Raw genomic sequence first — 19549 nt, 5'->3', positions numbered from 1 at the left:
GCATGAAAAAACTTGGGCTCATCGGCGGTACAGGCCCCGAATCCACGCTGCTTTATTACCGCAAGTTTGTCTATGAAGCCCACAAACGGCAGGGAGCAACTTTCTTGCCAAACCTGACCATCGAAAGTATCAACGTATTTGACGTGCTGGATATGTGTGGCCGAAAAGATTATACCTCTTTGGTTCATTACCTCTCTAAAGCAGTCAAAAATTTAGTCGCTGCCGGTGCAGAAGTGGTGGCTCTTACTGGTAACACCCCACACATCGTCTTCAATGAACTCCAGGCCAGTTCGCCAGTCCCGCTTGTTAGCATCATCGATGCCACTTGTAGGGTGACAAAAAATCAGGGATTAAAGAAAGTGGGATTGCTGGGAACACGATTTACCATGGAGGAGGACTTCTTTAAACGGCCCTTTATGCAAGCAGGTATTGAGATAGCCATCCCACATGCTGATGAAATCAGTTACATTGCAGATAAAATCTGCGATGAACTAGAAGTCGGCATCATCGCCCCCCAGACGCGAGACAACTTTATCGCTGTCATTAACCGGATGTATCAGAATGACGGCATTGAAGCCATCATTCTGGGGTGCACTGAACTGCCATTGCTGTTTGCGGGTACCGAATTACCGGTTCGCGTGCTGGATACGGTTGATATCCATATTGACGCACTGTTTGACGCTCTTGCTCCCTGAAAATATCTATTCATTCATTGCTCGTCTTTAACATAACCGTATTTTCATGCAGCCCCGTGCGGCATGAAAGTACGGTTAGTCGCTGGCGTTGAGCACCATTTTCTGATACGCCCCTACGGACGTTATCCCCTTGATTCGTCAAGGCTCCTGATACTGTTAATGCCAACTAAGACAACGGTTGTCGCTGCCACCAACGGCGTGTCGGTTCACTCTGACGACCATAGTGGCGCTGAACCCAGCCAGCCACCAGTTCAAGGGCAAGGCAGAGGATAAAATAGACCCCGGCAATGAACAGAAAGATCTCCGTGGGGTGGACCATGCTACGATTATTGACCTGGGTCGCAAGAAAAGTGAGTTCCCCAACACCGATGATATAGGCCAGTGAAGTATCTTTAATTAAGGATATCCACTGATTAATAAATGACGGGATCATCATCCGCAATGCTTGTGGCAGCACGATATAACCGAGGGTTTGCCAGCGTGTTAACCCGAGTGATAACCCTGCCTGACTCTGCCCGATACCAATAGCCAGAATCCCTGCTTTCACGGCATGCGCCAAATAAGCAGAGGAGATCAATGCGAGGGCACACACCACAGTAGTGATTTCCGGAATATCAATACCAAACAAAATGGGTAAAAGAAAATAACTCCAGAAAATCAGCATAATCACAGGAATCGCTCTGAAAAAACCCAGCACAGCGGCTAATAAGGCCGCTGGAATCCCCGTTGAAACGGCAAGAAGTATACCCAGCACGGTGCCCAGGATAGCTGAAGCTATTCCGGCTAACAGGCTGATCACGACCGTGAGCGCCGCCCCTCCTAAGGGGCCATCAGGCCAAGTGCCGATAAGCAGATAGCTCAGGTTATCCTGTATAATACTAAAATCCATGGCTTACCCCCTGGCAACCTGATGACGTTGCTGACGCCACATCCCCCAGCCCTCCAGCACGGCAATAATCAACACATAGAGTATTGTGGCAACACCAAAAGCCTGGAATGTGCGTAGTGTTTCCGTTTCCACCTGGCGTGACGCATAGGAAAGTTCAGCCACACCAATGGCCATCGTGAGGGATGAATTTTTTATTACATTCATGTACTGCCCCAGCAGGGGTGGAAAGGCAATATGCAGTGCCTGGGGTAAGATAACGTAACGCATTGACTGCCACCCAGTGAGCCCGAGCGCCCAGGCCGCATTTTTTTGTCCTGGAGCAACCCCCCGGATCCCGGCACGGATCTCCTCGGAAATAAATGCCGTGGAGTACAGTGTCAGCCCGATAAAACCAGCAAGAAACTCAAATGATGGCCATGAAAATGGTCCCAGCTGATGCGGGCTATTCAGCCACTGCATGAGGCTGGCTGGAAATAACTGCCCGGCAGCAAAGTACCAAAAAAATAACTGAACCAATAATGGCGTGTTACGAAATATCGAACTGTAACTAATGGCCAGTGTCCGTAACAGCCCTATACTGCTGTCACGCATCCCAGCAACCAGAAAACCCAGCAGTGTTGCAGCCACACTGGCACAAGCCGAAATCAACAAGGTGAGTAAGAAACCCTGCCATAGCCAGCCCAAATACAATGGACTCAGCCATTCATCCCAATTCATGATTACTTCCTGTCAGAAACAACCAGCCCGGGAGGATATCCCCCCGGGCTCTGTATTGATCACGCTTTAGGCTGATCAGCCAGGGGCGCAATATGGAAATCCCCTCGCGGTTGTGGTGCTTTGGTATCAGGACCAAACCAGCGATCATAGATAACCGTCGCCTGGCCATCTTTTTCAAGTTCAAGCAGCGCGGCATCAACCGCATCAGTCAGACGCGTTTCCCCTTTCCCAATTCCCACACCTTGATACTCTTTGGTCAGGCTGAAAGGTGAGACTTCAAAAGCATCACGCTGTTCAGGGGGCAGGTTACCTAATAATCCCACCAGTTTAGCATCGTCCTGGGTAATGGCCTGAACATTACCGTTACGCAGGGCTACAAAAGCCAGTGGGGTATCGTCATAGGAGATAACTTTGGTATCAGGATAGCGCTCACGAAGGGTGATTTCCTGGACTGTGCCTTTATCCGCACCAATACGCAATGGACGAATATCATCGGGCGTTTTCAGCACACCTTTGCGGGCAATAAATTTCTGCCCGGTTGAAAAGTAAGGCACACTAAAGTTAACGGCCTTGGCACGCTCGTCCGTGATGGTGAAGTTCGCCGCAATGAGATCCACTTTATTGGACGATAACAGAGGTATTCGGTTTGCCGGGTTCGTCGCCCGAAGTTCGACTTTGGTCCCTAACGCTTTACCAATCGCTTCCGCAATATCCACATCATAGCCAACCAGTTTTTTAGTCTGAGGATCGACGTAACCAAACGGTGGGTTACTGTCAAACACCGCGATACGCACCACGCCGGCCTGCTTAATATCATCAAGTTTATCCGCACTGGCCGTGGCGGAAAACAGACCTGTCAGACTGGCTATCAATGTCAAAGTGGCAATATGCTGCTTCATGTACGGCTCCTGAAAGTGATTTATTCTGTATACATTCAAGCTACCAGCAACAGATTCATATTAATAAATAATATAAAAGGCTATATATATAACAATAATATATAAAAATTACATGCTTGTTTTATAAATAACATTTCTGCTGGTATTCTTCGTACCGGAGCCACATTATCACAATGAAAATAAAGAAAATTTTTAATTTCTCTGCTACACCAATTACCCCTGAATAGCGATTAAGGGGACCGTCCTGACAAGACACCTTACCCTCATTTATGGGTGCCAGATTAAATAGTCACGACCCTACCTCCCCCCCCTGCAGATGCTCCCGCAGGAACTCAATAAATCGTTGTGTCTTCGCTGGCATCAGGCGGGTTTCAGTCATGGCATATACCGGCTGGGGAGTACCCTGCCAGTCGGGTAGAATACGCTTTAGTTTCCCGGAGATTAACGCCTCAGCAACGATTTCCTGGGGCAACAGGATGATCCCCATGTCAAGAACCGCCAGCCGGCGTAACATGCCCACACTGTTCAGGGAAAAACGCCCCGAAACGGGAACGGTTGTGACCTGTTTCCCGGAATGAAGCTCCCATTCCCCCCCTCGCAGTATATTAATACATTCATGTTGTGCCAGTTCTTCAGGTTTACCAGGCTCACCGACTCTTGCCAGGTAGCCAGGTGAGGCATATAAGTAAGGGGTTAAGGTCACCAGCAAGCGCGAAATCAGCTGTGAGTTTTCAGACCCGCCCATACGAATGGCCACATCATAAGGTTCACTCACCAAATCGACCCGGCGTGGAGCCAGATCAAAATCGAATGTGATCCCCGGGTATTGTTGAGCAAATTCGGCAATAACCGGAGCCAGGTAAGTGATAGCAAAGTCTACTGGCAATGATACACGTAACACGCCACTGGGCTGGGCCAGCATATGACCTAACTGTTCATGCGCCAGTCGTGCTTCGTCAACAATACGTTTACACCGCTCAAAATAGACCTGCCCGGCCTCGGTGAGTTCGATCTTACGGGTTGTGCGATGAAGTAACCTCAGTCCAATCGACTTTTCCAGTTCACTTATCCGTCGTGACAGTGTTGAATTCGGAATGCCAAGCACATCCGAGGCACGTCGAAATCCCCTGGCTTTAACAACCTCAACGAATAAGGCCATGTCTCTGAGATAGTCTTCCACTATGAGTGCTCCATTTTTGGATCAATGTTATCCAAAATACCATCTTTATCCTGATGTGGAAGCGAACGATGATAGTCGCATGATAATTTGGGGAATGTGACATGGAACGAGACAAAAGTATGACGCTGCAGTACCACCACGATGCAGGCATAAAGGTAAAAGGTTTGCAGATTGCCATTATTGGTGGCACGGGAGGCATCGGGCGCGCACTGAGTCAGCATCTCGCTTCATTGGGTGCTTCTGTGACTGTTGTTGGTCAGACATTTCGTGATGCGGGGGCGTCAGGCATTAACTTCATCCCGGCGGATCTCAGCCTGATGCATGAAGCACAGCGTGTTGCCACTGTGCTACCTGCTGAACATCTGGACATGGTTATTTTTACCACAGGTATATTTGCAGCACCACAACGACAGGAGACAGCTGAAGGTATCGAACGCGATCTGGCGGTCAGTTTTCTGAATCGATTAGTCATATTAAATGCCATAACATCCCGCCTCGGCATTCAGCGTCCAGTCGGACGAGGAAAACCTCGTGTGTTCCTTATGGGCTATCCCGGCACAGGTCAAACAGGCAATGCGGACGACTTGAACGCGGAAACGTCATACAACGCATTACCGGTTCACATGAATACGGTGGCAGGTAACGAAATACTGGTTATTCATGCTGCCAGCCAGTATCCCCGAGTGGCTTTTTTCGGTTTAAATCCGGGTCTTATAAAGACGAATATCCGCGATAATTTTTTTGGCAAGGACACAGTGAAAGCCCGAGTAATGGAAACACTCATTGGCTGGTTTACACCAACCGCTGACAGTTATGCCAGGCGTATCACACCACTTTTAATATCGGACGACATAGAGCAATACAGTGGTGGTCTTTTCAATCGCAAAGGGCAAGCCATTCTGCCATCCCCGGGATTAACCAAGCCTTACATGAGCAAATTTTTGTCAGCGTCGGAAGCATTGATCTCCCGGACTGGCATGATGACAAGATGACGTTAGTTTGCGCCCCCTCCCCAGATAACGCATGAGGAGGATGCTAACAAGGCAACTATTTATGATCGCCAGTTACCTCCTGCATGCAGCCTGATAATGGTGCCAATGATCCACCACCAGGAACGTATTGCTGGCACGCCAGGCTCCCCAACCGGCATGATCGTTCACGTGAATCGGTTCTCCCGGATGTCGGAGCGGCTTTGTCAGCATACTGAAAACAAAATACTCCGATAAATGCCCCAGCAGAATGGGGCTATTAACAGTACGCGATGGGTACAAATGCCTGGACACATAGATATATTGCCCCGGGACAATATTGCTCATCTCGTTTCTGGGGGAATGGCAAGTTTTTGTGGTATGTGATCACCCAGAGGCGAAGCAAATTTATATCGAGGAAAAAACAAAAAACCCCAAACAGCATTGCTATTTGGGGTTTTTATTTGGCGGAAGCGAAGTCCGCCACCCTCAAGTCCATGGCAATCTAATACAACCCATAACCATATTGATTTGTAGACATTTTTTTGAATTAGGTTTAATTCATTCCGACCCAAACCTGTAGTATCTCAGTATAAATGGCACAACGCTTTTGTTGTGCCAACAGATAATGAAATGAGGCTCCACATGGCAATCCTGACCGACACCAAAGCACAGCATATCAAACCCGGCGACAAAGCCCTGCCTCACGGTGGTGTGGATTGGGCTTACACTTAATCCAACAAGGGCAACCAAAGGCCGGGTTATTGGGTCTTTCGTTACGTTAGCCCTGTGACGCTAAAGCGACGCCAGCACAGCATCAGGATCTATCCAGAAATCAGCATCGCAGAGGTAGAAAAAATAGTCTCAGCAATACGTGAGCAGTTGGCAAAGAACATCGCCCCTCTTGAAGAGAAGAGTATCCAACAACAGCATGAGAAACGGAAAGCATCCATCCCGACATTTCAGTCAGCCGCAGGAACACTTCACCCTACTCTGCTTCCGGGATGGAAAAACGTTAAGCATGGAAAACAGTGGATAACCACATTACAAACTCACGCTTTTCCCATTCTGGGAGTCAAAACATTAGATACCATCAAGACTGCTGATATTGCTGAAACTCTCTCTCCTATTTGGCTCTATCATCCGGCAACGGCGAAAAGAGTAATATAGTGGCTAGCTTGATCCGAGTAATACAGTAAATTAGCTGGCTTCCCAAGCCATCGACAGGGCTTTACATGTCAGAGCTGATCGAGAATAAACTGGGCAGCTTCGAGGCGAAACGCCGGGCTAAAATTACGTCTGTTACGCCGGTCATAATATCACCTGTTTTTGATTGTGAGTCGATGATGTCACCTCTATTCAGATGGCAAAATTCAGTGTCCACAGCAAAACACAATCGAGTTTCAGTGCATTTCTGGACATAAAAGTATCGGCATATTGATACGGTATAGCCACTTTGAAGCAAATTTTACAGTAGGCTTCATGGGGTAAAAAACACCACGCAGGGTGATATTTTTTGCTGTAAATCAATCGCTTGAATTATTTTACTAAAAATATCGTGCTGAATTTCTATCCTGAATATTCGCTACAAACGTTAACCGAATCTGGATCATTAATTAAAAATTGGTGTTGATACGTGCAGATACTCCAGCATGCTCTTTTAAGAGGTAAAGAAGCCCGCCTCCATCAATGAGTTCGATTGGTTTGTCTTCGCAGAAACGATATGCGTCTTTACCGTATTGACTTGTACACACCAGAATTCCTTTGTTAGCACCTTCATTCATCATTGTTCCATAAAGATCTCTAACAAAACTGACACCGACAGTGTCTTTATATCTTTTAGCCTGAATAACCACTTTGCCACCGAGGATCGGGCGAGTGTCGAATGCCACCGCATCAACGCCGCCGTCTTTTGTACCTCTGGTGAGTTTGGTGTCCAGCCCCATCTGAGTGAAAAGATTTGATACTAACACCTCAAATTCTGATGGTGAAAGTTCCATAAGGTTTGGGCGTGTTTCAAGAGCAGATAAAGCATCACCTTGTTCAATGAAGCGTTTATCAACCATGTTAAATTCTATAATCGGTTTTACTGCCTGGAGCTCATCTGGTCGCCCTGAAACTTGTGCACCTAAACTTCTAAGGCATGCTCTCTTTTCGACCCTTTCCAGGTTTATTTGCATGAAATCGTCCTTGTGAGCACGGACAGATACTAATGTGACGTTGATATCATGCCCGCTTGTAGGATCGATAGTTTCGATTACACCGTTAAACAGAACTGACGTTAAAGCAGATGCCTTGTCAGCCTCGAAAAGCTCATGCATTGTACGGAGCGTGATCGCGGCGATTATGTTCTGATAGAGTTCTTTGATATCGCCAATTTTTCGAGCCTTGGTATCAATGGCATCTCTTGTCTTGACATATTTGTATTCCAACTCGCGTGGTACTACTGCCATTTCAGGTAAGTTGTATTCAACCACCAATTCTTTACTGTCAGGTAAATAGGCCAACCTAAATGTTTGGGGAAAACCGTTTTCAGGATATTCAGACCGTGTCAACACCATTTCGCAATAAGCCAACACACTGTCAGGCTCACAGTTGAGATAGTCTTGCTCAAACTGGTCAATTTCGGCATGCTGACTTTTTATTTCTTCAAGATAAGCAGTTCTTCGGGCCTGATAATCAGCAACTAGAGCATCAAGCTCAACTTTCTGACTTGAAAGTTTAACTGAATGCTCTTCTTTACTTTTACTGAAAGATTCTTCTGCACTCTGCAATTCTCGATAATATTTGTTTTTTACCCACGGGAAAATAGTCGTCCATGCGGCCGGAACATTCACGACTTTCATCTCTGGCTCAGGGTCTGGTAAGAGATGTTTCGGTGTTTTGAAATCTTCGAATTTTGGAAGTTTTTTCAATGCCGAAAAATCAATCGAATCGTCAAATTCGAGGGTATGCTCCAGAAGTGTAGAAAGCGCTGTGATATTCTCGTTAAGTTCAGCGTTTAGATCGAAAACTTCATCTTGGCGCTCTTCCAAATACATGATTTTTGTTAATTTATCAGCCTCTTTTTGCTCGCGAAGTCTCTGAGCATTATCACGTTTTATTTCGCGTTCTATACGGCGAACTTCGGCAAAATGGTGACGTTCTGATCTCTTACGCTCACGCTCTGCTGCTGCAATGGCTCTGCCTGTAGCACGTATAAAACCTTCAAATCCTGATCTCCGTCCCATTCCAGTCCCCACAGCCTCCAACCGAAAATTCAGTCTGTAACAAGTGAAGTTGCCTTAAGCAACCATCCATTTAATCAAGCTGCACTTAATTTACTCTATTACCATAAAACCAACCTATAACATTTGAGAAAAGCAATCCGTTCATATATCAAATATGCAGGTTTGTTGCATCCTGACAGGTCTAATAATGAGATAGGTTAAAGATTAACCTCATGATGATAAGTCGAAGTGCGCAAGCAACAGCATAGAATATATAGCGCTTATGGCCTGTCCAACTTTGCATTAAATATAATGTCTGTTACGAAAAAGGAGCATACCCAGGCCATAAAGAGAACCTATACCTACCGTTCTTTAAGATAGAATGGCCTGTTTTTACGGGACGCTTACCCCTAAAAATACTGAGGTCCGCATGATCCCGCATAATAACTTCAGTTGATCGAAAGGATGGACATACATAATCATCGCCAGAGACTATTCGAAGATGCATCAACATGGGCTAGCTTGCATCGTTCATCAGATGCAAGCTAGCCTGGAACACTCCAGACTAAAGATAAATGGCACGACAGGAACTGTATAAAACAAAAAACCCCAAACAGCATTGCTATTTGGGGTTTTTATTTGGCGGAAGCGCAGAGATTCGAACTCTGGGATGGTTTCCCATCGCCGGTTTTCAAGACCGGTGCCTTCAACCGCTCGGCCACACTTCCAACGAGGCGCACTATAAACATAGCCATTCGTCATGTAAAGCACCAATTGGTTCAATCGTCTTAAATTTAGCCGCTTTTGTCTTATTTGGTTGAAAGTGCAACAAGATGGTGAGATTACCAGCATGTTGCGCTTCACTGTCAGGGGTATTTCCCCTGCCGAGGCTCGATTTTATGTATTACGCACAACCACCGAACAACCCGGCACCTTTTGTCAGACTCATATGGTGTAATAAAAAGATATTTTTCAAAAAAATACCTCACATTACCGTCGGCAGCATGCCTGCCAAGATAAGAGGTAAAGATGGGTAAAAAAACTTTTTTACAAAATAGCAGGGCATTATGCTCGTTGATTATAAAAAACCTGCAAAAGAGAGAGTTTAACAATGGATCGCATTATTACCTCCTCCCGTGACCGCGCGTCATTGTTGAGTACCCATAAAGTCCTCCGTAATACTTATTTTCTACTGAGTTTAACCCTCGCATTTTCTGCGCTGGTGGCTACCGCCAGTACCGTATTACAGCTGCCCTCACCGGGTCTGATTCTGACCCTGGTAGGAATGTATGGCCTGATGTTTTTGACCTACCGTCTGGCAGATAAACCATCAGGGCTGATAGCCACCTTCGCTTTTACCGGTTTTCTCGGCTATATCCTCGGCCCCATTCTGAATAGCTATCTGTCTGCCGGTATGGGAGATGTGATTGGTATGGCTCTGGGCGGTACAGCTCTGGTCTTCATCTGCTGTTCAGCCTATGTGCTGACCACCCGTAAGGATATGTCTTTCCTTGGCGGTATGCTCATGGCGGGTATCGTTGTCGTCCTGGTCGGCATGGTGGCCAATATCTTCCTGCAGCTGCCGGCATTACACTTAGCCATCAGCGCGGTATTTATCCTGATCTCTTCGGGGGCTATCTTGTTTGAAACCAGCAATATTATTCGTGGTGGTGAAACAAACTATGTACGAGCCACCGTCAGCCTGTATGTCTCTATTTACAATATCTTCATCAGCCTGTTAAGCATCCTTGGGTTTGCCAGCAAAGACTGATCCCCGGCAATACAAACGACTGCATCCCAAAAGTGGCCTCCGGCAACTGAGTAAGGTGCAGTTTTTTATGGCCCATGAAATTTGTTATACTGCCGGGGTTATTACCCAAATGCCGAGTCATCATGCTGATTTTTAACGGGCAAGAAATTGCCACGGATAGTGCAGGCTATCTGAAAGAGAGCCAACAGTGGAGCGAAGCTTTAGCAGAGGCCATCGCCGCCGGGGAAGCGATATCCCTGACACCGGAACACTGGGAAGTGGTGCATTTTGTTCGCAATTTTTACCTGGAATTTAATACCTCCCCGGCGATTCGTATGCTGGTCAAAGCCATGGCGAATACGCTGGGTGAAGAGAAAGGCAATAGCCGTTACCTCTATCGCCTGTTCCCTAAAGGTCCAGCCAAACAAGCCACTAAAATCGCGGGCTTACCAAAGCCAGTAAAATGTATCTAATAATGGACTGAAAATTGCGTCCAGGTTTGCTCGGGCTGACAGGCTGTGGAAAACACATTGTCAACCCGGGCACTGCCAGGGCCCCCGGCATTGATCCAGAGCAGTAATTTTTCAAGCTGTTCAGGAGTACCACAGGCTAAAATTTCTACGCTGCCATCATCAAGATTCCGCACATAACCGGTCAAGCCTAAGCGTTTCGCCTCACCCCAGGTGCTGTAACGAAACCCCACAGACTGAACTTTGCCATATATCCGATGCTTCACACATTGTTGCTGATATTCTGTCACTAACCTGCCCCCCATTTACCAGCCAGTGGTTGATATTACCCGGCGCGGATTGATACGTGCTTTGACTAATCTGTGCTAACCTACGCGCCATTTTATTTTAATAACATCAGGCTGATTTGTTATCCAGCCCGCATCCTTGTTTTGTCAGAGGTTTCTCCACATGTCTGAATCTACCCTTAACCATTATCCCCGTTTGGTGCTAGCCAAAGGGCGCGAAAAATCACTCTTGCGTCACCACCCTTGGGTCTTCTCGGGGGCAGTGGCTCGCGTTGAAGGTGAAGTCAATGCCGGCGAAACCCTGGATGTTGTCGATGCCAACGGAAAGTGGCTGGCTCGGGCTGCTTATTCCCCCTCATCACAGATTCGGGCCCGTGTCTGGACCTTTGACCGCCATGAAACCATTAATACTGATTTCTTTGTCCGCCGTTTAGAACAAGCTCAAAAATGGCGGGACTGGCTCGCCGTTCGTGACGGTTTAAACAGTTACCGTTTAATTGCCGGCGAGTCAGATGGCCTGCCGGGTATCACCATTGATCGCTTCTCTCATTTTTTGGTATTACAACTGCTCTCTGCTGGTGCAGATTATCAGCGCCCTGCTTTAGTTGCAGCCCTACAAAAACTCTACCCAGACTGTTCCATTTACGAACGTTCTGACGTGGCGGTGCGCAAAAAAGAGGGTCTGGCTCTGACCCAGGGTTCGATCAGCGGTGATATCCCCCCAGCCCTGTTACCGATAGAAGAGCATGGAATGAAACTGCTGGTAGATATCCAGCAAGGCCATAAAACAGGTTATTACCTTGATCAACGTGACAGCCGTTTTGCTACTCGGAGCTATGTTGCCAACAAACGAGTCCTGAACTGCTTCTCTTATACGGGTGGTTTCGCCATCTCAGCGTTGATGGGGAATTGCCGCCAGGTCGTTAGTGTTGATACTTCACAAGAAGCTCTGGATATTGCAAAGAAAAATGTTGAACTGAACCAGTTAGACCTCAGTAAAGCTGAGTTTTTACGCGATGATGTTTTTAAATTACTACGCAAGTATCGTGATAATGGTGAAATGTTTGATGTCATCATCATGGATCCCCCGAAGTTTGTTGAAAATAAAAACCAGTTGTCTGGTGCCTGTCGTGGGTATAAAGATATTAATATGCTGGCATGCCAGCTTCTTAACCCAGGGGGCATTCTCATGACTTTCTCTTGCTCGGGGCTGATGACGACGGAATTATTCCAAAAGATAATCGCAGATGCCGCCCTTGATGCGGGGCGTGAATTACAGTTTGTCGAGCAGTTTCGTCAAGCTGCCGATCACCCGGTTATCGCAAGCTACCCGGAAGGCTTATATCTGAAAGGCTTTGCTTGCCGGGTTATCTGACTTGAAAAATGGAAAGGATGCCATACATCTTTGACAATATGATGTTCATGGAGGTGAAAATGATTGTCAGCAAATTTGGTATTGGCCAGCAAGTTCGACATGTTTTACTGGGCTATTTGGGCGTAGTGGTTGATATTGACCCTGAATATGGACTAAGTGAAACCCATGAAGACTATCTGGCAATGAATCGCTCTATGCGCAGTGCCCCCTGGTATCATGTCGTGATGGAAAATGATGATGGCAAAGCAGTACATACTTATCTGGCGGAAGCACAGTTGAGTGGTGAAAGCGAACAGGAACACCCGGAGCAATCCTCCCTGGATGATCTGGCTGCATCAATCCGTAAACGGCTGCAAATCCCTTGCCTGCGTAACTAACTGTTATAAAAATCAGCTCAGGTCAGCGGGCCTGAGCTTTTTGGCCGGAACCATTCCATGGGTGAGGCAAGCTATTTCCCCAAACCCAGGCGTGGTATCTCTATGGCCGGGCACTTATCCATCACCACATTGAGCCCTGCCTCTTTCGCAACACGCGCTGCCTGCTCATTAATGACGCCTATTTGTAACCACAGTGTTTTAGCCCCAACAGTAATCGCCTCATGCGCAACGCCAAGTGCCGCCTCAGCATTACGGAATACATCAACCATATCGATGCGTTGTGGAATATCGGCAAGCGTGGCATATACCCGCTGACCTAATAATTCTTGCCCGGCAAGCTTGGGGGAAACCGGGATCACTTCATATCCTTGTTGCAACAGATAAGCCATCACCCGATACGAGGGGCGGTCAGATTTTTCGCTGGCACCAACCAGGGCAATGGTATGGGTAGTACGCAGAATTTCTTCAATATTCACGATGGTCATCCTGTTTTATTGAAAGGGTTATTGGTGTCATTGGGCTACCTGTAATACCTGATATTGTACCGCTGACACAGGTATTTTTGTTTCCAGTCTGTGAAACAAGTGTGGCACCTTTTCAGTACTGGAACAGGGATGAAATAAAAACAACACTATCATAGACATCAAGCCGCTTTTTTAATCTCTTTCTCTTGCAGCATCCTGCTCTTCTAGTAAGCTGGTGGCGTTCAATTTCATCCAGGAAAATACTATGCATCAGACCATTCGTACCCTGCCAGAAAAAAAACATATCGCCCTGGTCGCCCATGATCATTGTAAAAGTGCATTACTCGCGTGGGTTGAGCAACATAAATCTACCCTTGAAAATCATACCCTGTATGCCACAGGCACAACGGGGAATATGATTCAGCGCGCATCAGGGCTTGAGGTCAACGCCATGATGAGCGGCCCAATGGGAGGGGATCAGCAGGTAGGTGCCCTGATAGCCGAAGGGAAAATTGATGTTCTGATCTTTTTTTGGGACCCACTGAATGCGGTGCCCCATGATCCTGACGTTAAGGCATTATTGCGTCTGGCCACGGTGTGGAATATCCCGGTGGCGACCAACCTCTCAACGGCAGACTTCATCATTCACTCACCCGGGTTTAATGCTCAGGTCGAAATCCAAATCCCTGACTATCAGCGTTACCTGACTGACAGGCTATAAACATCAGGGGCGATTAAGTATCGGTACTCCGAGCTGTTTTAATGCCTCAACAAATGTGGATGGCTGTTGTTTGCTGAACAGCAGCCAAACACGATGGCGTGCCCGGGTTAAGGCAACGTAGAGTAAACGTCGTTCCTCCGCATCCTCGAACGCTTCTTGCTGCGGCAATAAAACCTGTTCAAAGACAGACTCTCTGGCCTGGGCCGGAAAACCTTCTGGCCCTGACTGTAAACCAAGCACAATCACAAAATCCGCTTCCTGCCCTTTGCTGGCATGAATGGTCATAAAATCAATGTTCAGTTTTGGCCAGCGCGTACCTGCATTACTGAGACAAACAGGACGTAAATAATGATAACGTGCCAAAATAAGTATCCGTTGCTCAGGCAGTGCGTAACCACTCAGTTTATCCAGTAGTCCTTCCAGTTTGTCATCAACCAGTAGGCATACGGATTGCTTATCGCCCTTAACGTGGCTATGCAGTCCCTTTCTCTGTTGCAACGGGTTCTGTTGGACCCATTGGTTTGCTATCTCGCCAATACGGCTATTAAAACGGTAGGTAGTATCCAGCATACAGATTTCACCGGAGCTAAAATGCTCACTAAATTCGCTGGTCAGCGTCGTTTGTGCCCCGGTAAATCGGTAGATAGCCTGCCAGTCATCCCCGACAGCATAGAGTGACGTGTGGCTATTTTGCTTACGTAAAGCTGCCAGCAATGCCGCTCGTTGTGGCGAGATATCCTGGAACTCATCCACCAGAATATGTCGCCATGGGCTCACAAACCGTCCCTTATCCAGAATATTAATGGCCTGATGAATTAACCCGGAGAAATCAATTTCACCGGCGCTGCGCAGGGTACTTTTCCAGCATTTAAGCAAGGGAGCCATTAGCTTAATACCGCGAGTAAAGCGGGGTTTAAGTTCGTCAGGTGCGGTGGCTATCATCTCTGCTTGTGCCCCGCCCTGCATGCGTATCAGCATCAGCCAGTGGTCCAGCCGCCCGCCCAGGCGGGCGATTAACTTTTCATCTTCCCAGAATGTCGTCTCCGGAATGCTCCACCCCAGTTCTTCTTCCAGCCACTGACGCCACCCCTTTGCCATGGCTTTTTTCTCACGACACTGCTGTTGCCAGCAAGCTATCAATAATTGCTGGCGCCCCCGGGTATCACTCTCCAGCCCACTCACTTTGGGTACTTTTTTACTCCCCTGAGTAATAATAAACAGTGCCAGGGCGTGGAAGGTTTTGACATCCAGTTGAGTATCCAGCCGCTCGACTAACCGTTGCTCCATCTCCCTGGCTGCCTGGCGACCAAAAGCCAGTAACAATATTTGATCTTCGGCAACAGCGGAATACTTTAATAACCAGCCAGCCCTTGCGACCAGTACTGAGGTTTTACCGCTACCGGCACCAGCCAGAACCAGCAACGTCTCTTCATTGTTAACCACAGCCCGGGCTTGGGCATTATTCAGTGGGCTACTCTCAATATGCTGAAAAAAATCGCCATGCTGTTCGAGCATCTGGCGAGTATAACGATCATTACATTGCTGCCGAAAAAGGCTGCCTTGTTCCAGGACTTGCTGGCAGTCATGCCAGGCTTCACGGCACACAGCAAACGTGTCCAGACGTACTGTAGGCAGGGGTAAAGCACTGCAAGCTTCTCTAACCCCCTGCTGTAACGCCATCAGTTCCCGACACTTAAGCCAGTGCCCTTGCTGAGTAGCCCCCTGGATCTGACTTTGTTGTTCAGCAAGGACTTGGGCTGCAACATGGCTCATTTCTTCGCTCCATCCTTGCCATGCTCGGGACAAATAAGCAAAAAATCGCTTTGTCTCTTGCCACTCAGTCCCATGCAGCCGGACGACTTTGTGGTCCGGAAGAACGAACTCCAGCTCCCCCCACACTAAACCTCGTTTACAGTTTATTTCAATTAACTGATTGAAAGGAATAAGATATTCATGATTATCTCCTTTAACCTCAACCCCTGCAGGTAACAATTTCACCCGATTGTAAGGATGCTGTGCTAAATGTTTTCCAAGGGAAGTCGCTCTAAGTTCCATGATCTTGCCTTATCCTGAACAATGGGGGGACTATCGCAGTTTAACTGCCGATGAGATAACGCTCCAGGGTAAAAACGCGCTACTATTCTACTATTATTGTAGTTTTTTATTCTGTGTCGTTATAACAACAGAGAGTGATTATGCGTACTGTTCTTAATGTATTAAATTTTGTATTGGGTGGTTTTGCAACAACGCTTGCCTGGTTATTCGCAACCCTGGTCAGTATGGTACTGATTATTACCCTGCCACTCACAAGATCCTGCTGGGAAATTACCAAGCTTTCATTTATACCATACGGTAATGAAGCGATTCATGTTGATGAGCTCTACCCTCAGGATCAAAGTGCACTCGCCAATACCGGGGGGACACTGCTCAATATTCTGTGGTTCGTCTTGTTCGGCTGGTGGCTTTGCATCATGCACATTTGTATCGGCATAACCCAGTGTATTTCTATTATTGGTATCCCCGTTGGACTGGCAAATTTTAAAATTGCGGCCATTGCTCTGTGGCCGGTAGGTCGCCGCGTTGTTCCCGTCGAAGTGGCTCAGGCAGCACGCATGGCTAACGCACAGCGTCGATTTCGATAAGGTATATTTGTGTTAATTACCCCACCGTTATTACGGCGTTATACCTGGAACAGCGCCTGGCTTTATAACATAAGAATATTTATCGCCCTGACGGGGACTGTAGTACTCCCTTGGTGGCTGGATGATGTTCGCCTCACCATCCCCTTGACCCTGGGCGTAGTGGCAGCAGCATTGACAGACCTGGATGATCGCCTGACCGGCCGTTTGCGTAATTTAGTGATTACGCTGGTCTGCTTTTTCATTGCTTCGGCATCGGTTGAATTGCTTTTCCCTTACCCCTGGCTCTTTGCCTTGGGATTACTGCTCTCTACCTGCGGGTTTATCTTGCTGGGTAGCTTAGGCCAGCGCTACGCGACAATCGCCTTTGGTGCCCTGCTGATTGCCATCTATACCATGCTGGGTATTTCACTTTACACACACTGGTACCAGCAGCCTGTTTTACTCCTGGCAGGTGCGGTGTGGTATAACCTGCTGACCCTTGCGGGGCATTTGATTTTCCCCATTCGACCTCTGCAGGACAATTTGGCACGCTGTTATAACGATCTGGCTAACTATCTCGATCTCAAGGCTGCACTCTTTGACCCGGATATAGAACAAGAAAGCCAAACCCCGGTGATGGAGTTAGAGCTTGCCAGTAGCCAGTTGATGAACGCCCTGGAGTTCACCAAAGTTTCAATTCAAACACGTTTGCGTGGTGACAGGGGCCTCAAAGGCACACGTCGCGCACTGCATTACTATTTGGTTGCCCAGGATATTCATGAGCGTGCCAGCTCTTCCCATGTTCAGTATCAAAAGTTACGGGACAAATTCCGCTACAGCGATATCATGTTTCGTTTTCAGCGCTTGCTGACCATGCAATCCCAGGCTTGCCAGCAACTGTCACGCGCCATTCTGCTGCGTATACCCTATCAGCATGACGTCCGTTTCGAGCGCGTCTTCAATCATCTTGATGCAGCAATGGACAAGATCAGCCATACACCAGGCGCCGCCCCGGAATTAAAAGCCTTAGGTTTTTTACTGACGAATCTACGGGCGATTAATGCCCAGCTGGCAACCATTGAGTCTGAACAGTCCTTAGAAAAAACAAGTAATGAAAGGGAGACGAGCCTTGCTGACGATAAACCCACCGGGTTTGGTGATACCTGGAAAAGATTGTCTCTCAATTTAACCCCTGAATCAGCCCTGTTCCGTCATGCGGTACGTATGTCAGTAGTGCTCTGTATCGGCTATGCGTTCATCCAAATCACAGGCTTACAGCATGGCTACTGGATCCTGCTCACGAGCCTGTTTGTTTGCCAGCCAAACTACAACGCAACTCGCCATCGCCTGGCATTACGTATTATTGGCACCTTGGTTGGGGTTGCTGTGGGATTGCCGGTACTCTACTTCGTCCCGTCACTGGAAGGGCAACTGGGGCTACTTGTCATTACCGGGGTTTTATTCTTCGCCTTCCGTAACGTGCAATATGCCCATGCAACAATGTTCATTACGTTGCTGGTATTGCTCTGCTTTAATTTATTAGGTGAGGGATTTGAAGTCGCTCTGCCAAGGATATTTGATACCATACTGGGTTGTGCTGTCGCCTGGGCCGCGGTCAGTTTCATTTGGCCTGACTGGCGTTTTCGCCGCTTGCCCTTGGTACTGGAGCGAACGTTTAACGCTGATTGTCGCTATCTGGATGCCATTCTTGAACAATATCATCAAGGGCGTGATAACCGTCTTGAATACCGGATCGCCAGGCAGGATGCTTACAATAAAGGTGCGGAGCTGGCATCCGTGGTGTCAAACATGTCAAGCGAACCCCATATGAGCCCTGAACTTCGCGAAGGTGCCTTTCGCCTGTTATGCCTGAACCACTCACTCAATAGCTATATATCCGCACTGGGGGCTCATCGTGAACAGCTCAGTAATGAGGCTATTTTGCGTTTGCTGGATGATGCAGTCTGTTACGTTGATGATGCACTGCACCATCCACCAGTGAGTGATGGCCGCCTGCAGGCGACACTCAAGGATATTACCCACAGAGTGGCACACCTTGAGGCGCGCCCAGAGACTAAAGAGCCACTTGTGCTGCAGCAAATAGGGTTGTTAGTCTCCCTATTACCAGAAATATCCAGTCTACGGCAGCAAGTGTCTCTGTTGTCAGATTAACGGGAGTGGCGTTGCTCATAGCAACGCCACCACTCCATTAATTCCTGGCGAACTTCAGACGGTAAAACCGCCTCATGCACCCCACGGATAGCCCCGGCAAGCGCCAAAAGCACTTTCACACCGACCACCTTCTTAAGGTTCTTCAATTTGAGCCAGGAACGCTTCGCACCAAAGGACTTGAGTGTCTCTGAGTCAGTGATGCCAGCCTCACGCAGCATCATCTCGATATTAAGAGTAATATTAGGCAAATCTTTCAATCGATTAAGAGACTTACGCCGCGCTTTCTCCCGCTGTGCACTCCTCAAAGCACTTGATGACAACTGAATTAACTGGCCCGTATTTTGCCAAAGTTCATTATCGACTCGGTAGTAGTTGAGCTGGACAGGCAGTCCTCGTTTAAAATACTGTAATGTTGGTGCCGCTTTTTTTGTAAAATAATCAGTACATTGCTCACACGCACGCAAGTAAAGCTCGCCATCGGAAACCATCGCAAATATGACGCCATCAACAAAAAGGCTATAGCCACCAAACAGGGGGCGATAGCCAATATCTCCCAGTGTTGAAAGGTATTCCTGAGACTCACGAATTCGAGTATACGTCTGCTCTTTCATTAATTTCCCTTATATATCAATGAGTAAAACATCCTGATTCTACCTTTCACACTAATATCAAAAAATAACCCATCTTCCTAACAAAAAATAAATAACGTTGTGAATCCCAGCAATGACATTCTCATGCTGAATGAATTTACATAA

Annotated in this window: 19 protein-coding genes and 1 tRNA gene; 10 read left to right on the top strand and 10 right to left on the bottom strand. The window is 47.5% G+C overall.

From position 1 onward, the window contains the following. Positions 1-2: 2 nt before the first annotated feature. Entirely contained in the window at positions 3-695 is a 693-nt protein-coding gene (locus JK154_RS05795; protein ID WP_211991562.1) for an amino acid racemase, read from the top strand. Between the two features lie 166 nt (positions 696-861). Here JK154_RS05795 and JK154_RS05790 read toward each other — a convergent pair whose 3' ends face one another. From JK154_RS05790 to JK154_RS05775, 4 genes are all read right to left on the bottom strand, one after another. Next, positions 862-1584 (bottom strand): amino acid ABC transporter permease, encoded by a 723-nt coding sequence (locus JK154_RS05790; protein ID WP_211991561.1) that lies wholly within the window; start codon positions 1582-1584, stop codon positions 862-864. 3 nt (positions 1585-1587) lie between these two features. Next, a complete protein-coding gene (locus JK154_RS05785) occupies positions 1588-2301 on the bottom strand; it encodes an amino acid ABC transporter permease (RefSeq protein WP_211991560.1) in 714 nt (237 codons plus the stop codon). 59 nt (positions 2302-2360) lie between these two features. After that, positions 2361-3200, bottom strand: a complete 840-nt coding sequence (locus JK154_RS05780) for an ABC transporter substrate-binding protein (protein ID WP_211991559.1) — start codon at positions 3198-3200, stop codon at positions 2361-2363. Between the two features lie 289 nt (positions 3201-3489). Continuing rightward, positions 3490-4380: a LysR family transcriptional regulator gene (locus tag JK154_RS05775; RefSeq protein ID WP_211991558.1), complete on the bottom strand. Its 891-nt coding sequence runs from the start codon at positions 4378-4380 to the stop codon at positions 3490-3492. Between the two features lie 101 nt (positions 4381-4481). On the opposite strand from JK154_RS05775, the gene JK154_RS05770 reads away from it, so the two are divergent. Both JK154_RS05770 and JK154_RS05765 read left to right on the top strand, forming a co-directional pair. Then, positions 4482-5372: a hypothetical protein gene (locus tag JK154_RS05770; RefSeq protein ID WP_211991557.1), complete on the top strand. Its 891-nt coding sequence runs from the start codon at positions 4482-4484 to the stop codon at positions 5370-5372. A 765-nt stretch (positions 5373-6137) separates the two neighbouring features. Beyond that, positions 6138-6518 carry a hypothetical protein gene (locus JK154_RS05765; RefSeq protein WP_211991556.1) on the top strand — a complete coding sequence of 127 codons (381 nt, stop codon included), beginning with the start codon at positions 6138-6140 and terminating at the stop codon, positions 6516-6518. 446 nt (positions 6519-6964) lie between these two features. Here JK154_RS05765 and JK154_RS05760 read toward each other — a convergent pair whose 3' ends face one another. Beyond that, positions 6965-8578: a restriction endonuclease gene (locus tag JK154_RS05760; RefSeq protein ID WP_211991555.1), complete on the bottom strand. Its 1614-nt coding sequence runs from the start codon at positions 8576-8578 to the stop codon at positions 6965-6967. A gap of 619 nt (positions 8579-9197) precedes the next feature. After that, a tRNA-Ser gene (locus tag JK154_RS05755) sits at positions 9198-9285 on the bottom strand. A 383-nt stretch (positions 9286-9668) separates the two neighbouring features. On the opposite strand from JK154_RS05755, the gene yccA reads away from it, so the two are divergent. After that, complete coding sequence (gene yccA / locus JK154_RS05750) at positions 9669-10328, top strand: FtsH protease modulator YccA (RefSeq protein ID WP_211991554.1); 660 nt, start codon at positions 9669-9671, stop codon at positions 10326-10328. A 122-nt stretch (positions 10329-10450) separates the two neighbouring features. Further along, positions 10451-10780: a sulfurtransferase TusE gene (tusE, locus tag JK154_RS05745; RefSeq protein ID WP_211991687.1), complete on the top strand. Its 330-nt coding sequence runs from the start codon at positions 10451-10453 to the stop codon at positions 10778-10780. Here tusE and yccX read toward each other — a convergent pair. Next, positions 10777-11082, bottom strand: a complete 306-nt coding sequence (gene yccX / locus JK154_RS05740; protein WP_211991553.1) for an acylphosphatase — start codon at positions 11080-11082, stop codon at positions 10777-10779. The two genes, tusE and yccX, sit on opposite strands and share 4 nt — an antisense overlap. Before the next feature lie 145 nt (positions 11083-11227). Between yccX and rlmI the strand changes: the two genes are divergently transcribed. Further along, the gene (gene rlmI, locus JK154_RS05735; protein ID WP_211991552.1) at positions 11228-12439 is read left to right on the top strand and encodes a 23S rRNA (cytosine(1962)-C(5))-methyltransferase RlmI; all 1212 of its coding nucleotides are present in this window, start codon (positions 11228-11230) and stop codon (positions 12437-12439) included. A gap of 59 nt (positions 12440-12498) precedes the next feature. Next, on the top strand, positions 12499-12816 hold the full coding sequence (gene hspQ / locus JK154_RS05730) for a heat shock protein HspQ (protein WP_211991551.1): 318 nt from the start codon (positions 12499-12501) through the stop codon (positions 12814-12816). A 71-nt stretch (positions 12817-12887) separates the two neighbouring features. On the opposite strand, the gene JK154_RS05725 is transcribed toward hspQ, so the two are convergent. After that, positions 12888-13301, bottom strand: coding sequence for a CoA-binding protein (locus tag JK154_RS05725; protein WP_211991550.1), 414 nt, complete (start codon positions 13299-13301; stop codon positions 12888-12890). 244 nt (positions 13302-13545) lie between these two features. Here JK154_RS05725 and mgsA point away from each other — a divergent pair, with 244 nt between their 5' ends. Then, the gene (gene mgsA / locus JK154_RS05720; RefSeq protein ID WP_211991549.1) at positions 13546-14001 is read left to right on the top strand and encodes a methylglyoxal synthase; all 456 of its coding nucleotides are present in this window, start codon (positions 13546-13548) and stop codon (positions 13999-14001) included. A gap of 3 nt (positions 14002-14004) precedes the next feature. Here the strand turns inward: mgsA and helD are convergent, their stop codons facing one another. Then, entirely contained in the window at positions 14005-16056 is a 2052-nt protein-coding gene (gene helD, locus JK154_RS05715; protein ID WP_211991548.1) for a DNA helicase IV, read from the bottom strand. A gap of 140 nt (positions 16057-16196) precedes the next feature. Between helD and JK154_RS05710 the strand changes: the two genes are divergently transcribed. Together JK154_RS05710 and yccS are read left to right on the top strand one after the other, a co-directional pair. Continuing rightward, complete coding sequence (locus JK154_RS05710) at positions 16197-16643, top strand: YccF domain-containing protein (protein ID WP_211991547.1); 447 nt, start codon at positions 16197-16199, stop codon at positions 16641-16643. Positions 16644-16658: 15 nt separating this feature from the next. Further along, positions 16659-18794, top strand: coding sequence for a YccS family putative transporter (gene yccS / locus JK154_RS05705; RefSeq protein ID WP_211991686.1), 2136 nt, complete (start codon positions 16659-16661; stop codon positions 18792-18794). On the opposite strand, the gene JK154_RS05700 is transcribed toward yccS, so the two are convergent. Next, on the bottom strand, positions 18791-19405 hold the full coding sequence (locus JK154_RS05700; RefSeq protein WP_211991546.1) for a TfoX/Sxy family DNA transformation protein: 615 nt from the start codon (positions 19403-19405) through the stop codon (positions 18791-18793). The genes yccS and JK154_RS05700 overlap by 4 nt on opposite strands. Positions 19406-19549: the final 144 nt, after the last annotated feature.

This window comes from Citrobacter sp. JGM124 (assembly GCF_018257795.1).
In the GTDB taxonomy this organism is placed as follows: Bacteria; Pseudomonadota; Gammaproteobacteria; order Enterobacterales; family Enterobacteriaceae; genus JGM124.
Note: the sequence above shows the minus strand (reverse complement) of the source record. Positions and strands in the feature narration are given on the sequence as shown.